At 61.8% G+C, this 6,669-nt stretch carries 6 protein-coding genes; all 6 read left to right on the top strand.

Going from position 1 to position 6,669, the window contains the following annotated elements:
• Window positions 1–557 (top strand): hypothetical protein (locus WCA85_RS09765; protein WP_424063269.1); only part of this gene is annotated, 557 nt, incomplete at its 5' end.
• Between the two features lie 781 nt (window positions 558–1,338).
• Complete coding sequence (locus WCA85_RS09760) at window positions 1,339–2,310, top strand: hypothetical protein (RefSeq protein ID WP_424063271.1); 972 nt, start codon at window positions 1,339–1,341, stop codon at window positions 2,308–2,310.
• A 125-nt stretch (window positions 2,311–2,435) separates the two neighbouring features.
• Entirely contained in the window at window positions 2,436–2,861 is a 426-nt protein-coding gene (locus WCA85_RS09755; RefSeq protein ID WP_424063267.1) for a hypothetical protein, read from the top strand.
• 224 nt (window positions 2,862–3,085) lie between these two features.
• A complete protein-coding gene (locus tag WCA85_RS09750; protein WP_424063265.1) occupies window positions 3,086–4,624 on the top strand; it encodes a diguanylate cyclase in 1,539 nt (512 codons plus the stop codon).
• Between the two features lie 203 nt (window positions 4,625–4,827).
• Window positions 4,828–5,580: an SDR family NAD(P)-dependent oxidoreductase gene (locus WCA85_RS09745; protein ID WP_424063263.1), complete on the top strand. Its 753-nt coding sequence runs from the start codon at window positions 4,828–4,830 to the stop codon at window positions 5,578–5,580.
• Window positions 5,581–5,760: 180 nt separating this feature from the next.
• Window positions 5,761–6,669: MFS transporter (locus tag WCA85_RS09740; protein ID WP_424063261.1), on the top strand; the 909-nt coding region annotated here is incomplete at its 3' end.

Below are 6,669 nucleotides of genomic sequence, written 5' to 3'. Positions count from 1 at the left end.
GGGCGGTGGTTTTCATGGGGGCGGCGGAGGTGGCTTCCAGGGCGGGGGTGGAGGCGCTCATACCGGGGGCGGGCCTGGCGGTGGTGGTGGATCGTCACACGGTTTTGGCGCGCAACAGCAGGGTGGCGGCGGCGGACAAAGCTCGCATGGCGGCGGGGGTGGGAATCAGGAATCGCATGGCGGTGGCGGAAGTAACGGCGGAGGCGGCGGGAGCAACGGAGGTGGGGGGAACAACGGCGGCAACAACAGCTCCCACGGAGGAAGTAACAACGGCGGCGGGGGAAGCAACGGCGGCAATAACTACTCCCACGGCGGAAGCAACAACGGTGGTGGCGGAAGTAACAATGGAGGTGGCGGAAGCAACAACGGCAATAACAACTCGCACGGAGGAAATAACGGCGGAGGCGGCAGTAGCGACCACCACGACGACGGACATCACGACGATGATCACCACGACGACGGCCATCATGACGACGGCCATCACGACGACGATTATCACCACCACGATGACGGGTGGTATGTCGATCCGGTCGCTGTTGGGGTGGCGGTCGGCGTGACGACCGCGGTGGTGATCGGGGCGACGGTCGCGGCTTTGCCGCCAAGTTGCAGCAGCGTCATGGTCGCTGGGGTGGTCTATCAGCACTGCGGACCGAACTGGTACCAGCCGCAATACGTCGGCCCAACGGTGCAATACGTCGTCGTCGCTGCGCCGAGGTGAGCGCTGCAAGTTGGCGTGCGATACGAGGAAGAGGCGTTGTTCAGTAACGCCTCTTGTTCGACCGATTTGTGCGCTGGCCAATCAGAACGCGATTGCGGCCTTGACCTTCACAACCAATGGCCCGTAGACGGATTCGAGCCTTCTACAAAAAGTGCCTCTCGGACAGACAGAAAATGGAAATCGAAACCGAGGCCCGGATTATTCAATTGCTCTGGTTGGCAGCACGACGCAGAAAGCTCATTCCCTATCATGCATTTCACGCAATCTTCACGCCTGGTATCGCGCTTGCGCGCCGCTACGCCGCGTTGGAAACGGCCGCCTCGTCAATCTGCGATCTGAAGACCGCGGACTACGCAGCACTGCTTTGCGCCGCCTCTGGGCTACCCGGACCTGAGTTCTATGCGCGCTTCAAACGTGTGAACCCGGAGCGTTACTACGCAGCGCTCGGCGCGGACCGTCACCGCGCGCTGAAACTGGTGGAAAAGCAAAGGTTCGCACGCGAGGTGCGCGACGATGTTTATCGCCATGCAAACGTCGCGGAGCGAGACGCTTCGCCTGACAAATCGAAACCTTGCGAGCAAGCAGCGACAGCGGCTAATACAGGCCACCCGGTCTCCACGCTGGTACTCGGTGTGGCGCTGGTGGTTTCAGGGCTGCTTGCTGCGCCGCGCGCCGATGCGCAGGAGTTCTCGCTGTTTGGCGGCGGCTCGCGGGCGGGCGACACCAATACCTACACGTGGGCTTTTAACTACCAGGAAGGTCTCGGCCAGTACTTTGCGACCAGTTTTAGCTGGCTGAACGAAGGTCACATTCCGGACCACCATCGTGATGGCCAGATGGTGCAGCTATGGGCGCGCATTCCAGTCGGTAATCCTAAGTTTATCCTGCAGGCTGGTATCGGACCTTACCGCTATTTCGACACTACGACGGCGGACCAGGGTGGAAGCTATTCCAATACGCATGGATGGGGCGTCGTTTATAGCGTGCGGGCCGCGTATTACGCGTCGAGCCGATGGATTACCCAGTTGCAGCTCAACCGTGTCCATGTGCAGCGTGGACCGGATGCCACCAGTGTGATGTTCGGTGTGGGCTATCAACTGGACGCACCCGATACACCTGGCCCGCGCGACTGGGCCGCCAGCAGTTCGACCAACGTCACGAATAACGAAGTGGCCGCCTATCTGGGCAAGACCATTGTCAACTCGACGAGTTCGCCTTCAGCGTTGGGCGGCGCCATCGAGTACCGCCGTGGTCTCGCAAAGTATCTGGATGTGACGCTGGGCTATCTGCACGAGGGCAGCAGCAAACTTGCGCGGCGCGACGGCATCACCAGCCAGCTTTGGGCGACGCGCGCGTTCTTCGACAACCACGTCACACTGGCAGTAGGCGCGGGCGCATACTACGCGGTCAACGAGAACGAGAACAGCGAATCGCCTGGGCCGGGGGCGGGAAAATTTTCCGGCCTGATCACCATCGCTGCTTCTTACCGCTTCACCCAGCATTGGGATGCTCGGCTGGAATGGAACCGCGTTGTGACGCACTACGATCGCGACACCGACGTGATTCTTGCGGGCGCTGGCTACCGCTTTTGAGATTGCTTTCGTCCATGGCCATCCCGCGCGGTCGGCGCCCCGCGCAGATATTGAATGTATTCGATGTATCGGGCGCGGAGGTCTCACCGAAGGGTGCGCTTATGATCAATACCCGTGCAGGCCTCATGGCACTCATGCTGGCGACGTCGTTCGCCTATGCGGGGCATGCCAGCGCCGATACCCCCGCCGCCGCCAGCGCCAGCACGGGCACTGGCATGCGCACCGTGGCCGATGATGAGGTCACCAATGAACGTATTCAATCTGCTGGCCGAGCAGCGCATTTGGGCCGTGAATTATGCGGCGCCACATCTGCCAGCATGATGCGCTTCAAGGAGAGCCTGCGGCACAAGCTGGATAGTCCGGCTGATTTCGATGCAGCCTGGGACTACGGCTGGGCACGTGCAAACGCTGTGCTTCTCCAGTTCCAGTCATTGAAGTCGACCGATCCTCAGGACTACCAGCATCGCGTCCGCCTCATCTGTGCGACGTTGCGCCGGGCTGCCCAGCGGGTCGAGAATTCCGCGGCCAGCGCACCTTCAGCGCAGCACTAGTCGGAAGAAATCCACAATTGATCACCGGGGCGGCGCCTGGCGTCACCTGCCTACGCGTGCGAAAATGTTTCAAACGCCAGCATCATTGCAGAAAACATCTGCGAGTCAGCAGCGACTGCAGCTGCGATTTGCGCACGACGGCGTCGACGTCGGCTGCTTGAACGGCCCAGTTCACCATCAGCGGCCGGATAACCCATGTTTCGATTTACGACGAGGGTGGGAGCGTGTCGCACCGTGTTCTTTCCGCGCGTCGGCGTTGGCGCAAAACGTTTCGCCGCCAGGGCGCGGCTATCATGCAGTCCGTGGGCCGCCACCCGTTCTACGCGGGCATCGCCGGCACGTTTCTCGCTGCGGCGATGGCGTGCCTGACCTTCATGACGCTCTACGACGGTCGGGCCGACGCGCTCAGTCACGCGCACCAGACCTCGGAAAATCTGGTGGCGATCATCTCCAGCGATGTGGCGCGCAACGTCGAAATCTACGATCTGTCGCTCGAAGCGATGGTGGACAGCGCAGAAGATCCTGCAACCTGGCTGCTAATCGGACGGCTGCGCCAGTCCGTGCTGTTCGACCGGGCGACTACGGCCGCTTATCTGGGCGGCGCATATATCGTGGACGCTAACGGACACGTGCTGGCTTCACAGAACGGTGAACTCAATCCGACGGTACGGCTTGACGACCGCGACTACTTCACCGCCCAGCAGCGCAGCCCCGCCATGGGGCTGTTTGTTTCGCATCCATTTCACTCGCGGCTTCGGGGCGGCAATCTCTCGATCGGGCTTACGCGGCGTATCAACGCTCAAGGCGGTGCGTTTGCGGGTGTCGCACTGCTGGCCATCCGAATCGAATATTTCGAACGCCTGCTCGACACAATCAGCACGGGCGAAGCGGGCTCCGTATTCATCGTGCTCGACGACGGCACGTTGCTGGCGCGCAAGCCGTTCAAAGAAAGCGATGTCGGCACCAGCATCGCAAGCTCGGATATGTTTATCCGGATGGCTGCGCATGAGCAAGGATCCTACGTCACTGCGTCTGTCGTCGATGGCGTCAAGCGCATCTTCACCTACGCCCATGTACCGGGTACGCCTTTGATCGCGGTGGTGGCGCCGGCAGTGACCGATGTGCTGGCCGAGTGGCGCAAGCGCAGTCTGATTGCGGGCGGTCTGACGATGGCGCTCGGCGGAGTGTTTGTTGTGCTGTCGTGGCTGCTGGCGTTTACGCTACAGGACAAGATCCGGGCCCAGGCCGAGCTGGTCAGACTCGCCGCGACCGATCCTCTGACGGGACTGAGCAATCGCCGCGTCCTGGACACCCGGCTCGACGAGGAGTGGCGCCGCGCGCGGCGCAACGGCAGTCCAATGTCGGTTCTGTTCGTCGATGTCGATCATTTCAAGCTGTTTAACGATACCTACGGTCACGCGGCGGGCGACGAGGTGCTGGCGACCGTTTCCGAGTGCATCGACTCGGCCGTGCGGCGCTCGGTCGATCTGGTCGCGCGGTATGGCGGAGAGGAGTTTGCGGTCGTGTTGCCCGATACGTCGGAGTCGGGTGCGTCGCTGGTGGCCGAGAAAATCCGTAGAAAAGTGCAGGGGTTGCATCTCGAGCACGGCAATAGCGATCACGGTACGGTGACCGTCAGCGTGGGCTGCGCGACGTGCTTACCGTCCAGAGGGGGCAGTGCGCTCGACCTGATGGCCGCCGCCGATCAGCAACTGTATGCGGCCAAGTCGGCGGGGCGCAACCAGGTGAAGTCGGCGGCGTGAGGGCAGCATCGACCCCGATTCACTTTTGTTATCGCACCTTCAAATACTCGGATTGTCTGGGTATCGGCTGGGCCGTATATTGAGGGACACCATCACAAACCACAGCAAGCCGTGATACGTGCTGCGGCCGCATCACAGCAAATGCTGCATGGGACCGGAGTCAGTGCTCACGCGCTAACTCCCGTCGACACTGGAGACAAGCAATGAACCGAATCGATCTGGAAGGCCGTGTTGTCGTCATTACCGGCGGCGCTCGTGGCATTGGCTACGCAGTGGCGCAACGCGCGCTGGACTCAGGCGCGGCCGTCGCGCTGTGGGACCTCGACGCCGAGCGGCTCGCCCGCACCGAAAGCGAACTGGCAGGCAAAGGCAAGGTGTCGACGGCAATCGTCGAACTGACGGACGAAGCCTCGGTGAACCAGGCCGTCGCGCAAACGCTCGCGGCCCATGGCTCGATCGACGTGCTGATCAACTGCGCCGGCATCACCGGCGGCAATGGCACAACCTGGGAACTGGAGCCGGATATGTGGCGCCGCGTGATCGATGTGAATCTGATCGGGCCGTACCTCACCTGCCGCGCAATCGTGCCGCAGATGCTCAAGCAAGGTTACGGCCGCATCGTCAATATCGCGTCGGTGGCCGGTAAGGAAGGCAATCCGAACGCGTCGCACTACAGCGCCTCGAAGGCGGGCCTGATCGGGCTGACCAAATCGCTCGGCAAGGAACTGGCCACCAAGAACATTCTCGTCAACGCGGTGACGCCCGCCGCGGCCAAAACCGAGATCTTCGATTCAATGGCGCAACAGCATATCGACTACATGCTGTCGAAGATCCCGATGAACCGTTTCCTGCTGCCTGAAGAAGCCGCTTCGCTGATCTTGTGGCTGTCGTCGGAAGACTGCGCGTTTAGCACCGGCGCGGTGTTCGACCTGTCGGGTGGTCGCGCAACCTACTAAAGGTGCGTGCGAGTTGAGGCAACCGAGGTGCGCGGGTTGGCGCGCCTCCCGCTGCGAAGCCGTGACGCTGAGGTCACGGCCAGTTGAACCCGCTGAAGAAGACGGGTCGCTTACCGAGCCGGCCGCGTGGCGCCGCTGCAATTCGTGCAGTGTGCCCGCACGACCGGATCAGGAGACGCAATGAATCCGAACTCGCCCACATCAATCGAGGCGATCAACAGCAAGGTGATGCGGCGTCTATTGCCGTTCTTGTTGCTGATGTATGTGCTGGCCTTTCTCGATCGCGCCAATATCGGCTTCGCGCAGAAAGCGCTACAGCATGACACGGGGCTCTCGAACGCGGCGTTTGCCTTTGGCGCTGGCGTGTTTTTCGTCGGCTATGCGCTGTTCGAAGTGCCGAGCAATCTGCTGCTGCATCGCGTGGGCGCCCGCTTGTGGATGTGCCGAATCATGGTGACGTGGGGGCTGGTCTCGGCGTCGATGTGTTTCGCCCATACACCCACCGCGTTCTACACCATCCGTTTTCTGCTTGGCGTGGCCGAAGCTGGCTTCTTTCCTGGCGTGATCTATTACCTGACGCACTGGTTTCCGCAATCGGCCCGGGCACGTGCCGTCGGGCTGTTCTATTTCGGTGCGCCGCTCGCATTTATTTTCGGCAGTCCGCTTTCGGGTCTGTTGCTCGATCTGCATGGTCTGTTTGGCCTCGTCGGCTGGCAGTGGCTGTTCCTGATTGAAGGCGGCATGGCCACCGCTGTGGGCGTGTGGGCGTTCTGGTATCTGGACAACCAGCCCGAAGACGCGCGTTGGCTCGAGGCGGCGGAACGCCATGCCTTGCGCGCCGCTCTCGACGAAGACTCGCTTGATGCTTCCGCACACGGTCCGCGCAATATTCTCGCGGCGTTGTTGGACCGGCGCGTGCTCGCGCTGTCGGGGATCTATCTGCTGATCCAGATGAGCGTGTATGGCGTGATTTTCTATCTGCCGCAGCAGGTCGCCTCCTTGCTAGGCACAACGGTGGGCTTGCGCGTCGGACTCGTCGCCGCATTGCCCTGGCTGTGCGCGCTCGCTGTCACGTGGATCGTGCCGCGC

The sequence above is a fragment of the Paraburkholderia sp. genome (genome assembly GCF_049581445.1).
Lineage (GTDB): Bacteria > Pseudomonadota > Gammaproteobacteria > Burkholderiales > Burkholderiaceae > Paraburkholderia.
This window is presented reverse-complemented; position numbering and strand designations above follow the sequence as displayed.

Bases quoted from the DNA above. Each gene is read 5' to 3' on its own strand.
- WCA85_RS09755 (WP_424063267.1), top strand. From the start codon at position 2,436: ATGGCACTCATGCTGGCGACGTCGTTCGCCTATGCGGGGCATGCCAGC.
- WCA85_RS09745 (WP_424063263.1), top strand. From the start codon at position 4,828: ATGAACCGAATCGATCTGGAAGGCCGTGTTGTCGTCATTACCGGCGGC.